The organism is Streptomyces sp. NPDC002588, assembly GCF_040295925.1.
In the GTDB taxonomy this organism is placed as follows: Bacteria; Actinomycetota; Actinomycetes; order Streptomycetales; family Streptomycetaceae; genus Streptomyces.
Genome location: NZ_JBEOWF010000126.1, coordinates 1 through 1,097, shown reverse-complemented (window position 1 = coordinate 1,097; position 1,097 = coordinate 1). Strand labels below are relative to the sequence as shown.

General features: G+C 72.4%; 1 protein-coding gene. It reads right to left on the bottom strand.

The window, feature by feature from the left end:
* On the bottom strand, nt 1–977 hold a 977-nt coding region (locus tag ABT057_RS49095), incomplete at its 3' end, for an alpha/beta fold hydrolase (RefSeq protein WP_352351923.1).
* Nucleotides 978–1,097 lie beyond the last annotated feature (120 nt).

The following is a 1,097-nucleotide window of genomic DNA, read 5'->3' as shown; positions in this document are numbered from 1 at the left end:
CCGGTGACGCCGTAGTTCGACACCGACGGCCGCCCGCTGATCACCGAACCGTAGGGCCGGTCGGAGGGGTCCAGGCGCAGGTCGGTGCAGCGGGGGTCGGCGTCCGTCCGGTAGGTGGTGATGACCGGCGTCAGCACACTGCGCCGCCGGTCCGAGGCATCGCCCGAGCCGTCCTTGGACCGCTTGCGGGCCGCGAGCTGGCCGGCGACGAGTTCCCGCGCCCGCTCGTCGATCCGTGCGACCCGGGTCCACTGGGCCGCCCGGTAGCGGTCGAGGAACCCGGCCGGGTAGTGCGAGCCCTCGGGCGCCTCGCCGAAACCGTTCGCCGGGTTGTACGGATCGAGGTCGGCGTCCACCGAGAAGGGGTCGTTCTCGTCGGTGACCGAGGCGTCGATCATGGACAGGAGCAGCCGTCCCTGGCCGGGGTGCGGCGCGACCAGCACCAGCCCGTCCGGCGCCGGCATCGGCGCCTCACGCAGCTTCACCGGCGCCCCGCCCGGTGTCCGGGCGATACGCTCCGCGGGGGCCGTGAGTGCCTGCTCGGTGTAGAACGAGTAGAGGCCGGCGCCCCCGGAGTGGCCGATCAGCACGATGTGCTCGAACCCGCGCTCACGCAGGAACTCCATACCGGCGGCGACGTCCAGCAGCGCGGTCTCGTGCACCAGCCGCAGGTCGTTGCCCACTTCGCGGCCGGCCTGCGCCCAGACGGAGTGTCCGGCTGCGAGCAGGCCGGGGATCAGGGGGTGACGCTGCAGATCCTGACGCGGGTGCATGAGGCAGAACACCGTCCGGCTCGCCGCGGCCGGCTCGTAGAGAGTGCCCCGGGACACCTCACCGTCATACGAGATCAGCGTGTGCAGACTGAGGGCGGTCCTGTCGGGCAGACGCGCCGGGCGCCAGTCCGTCGCCAGCGTCGCCCTGCCGCGGCCGGAGGGGACCCGGCCCGGTGTCGAGCCGACCGTACCTTCCGTACTCATGCTTCCACCCTCAGGACGTTGCGGTCGAACTGCGTGATCCGGCCTTCCAGGCCGCCGGCGGGCAGGGTGAACCACACGGCCAGGTTCAGCCCGGACTCCTTGCGCCGGAACTCGAAGGGC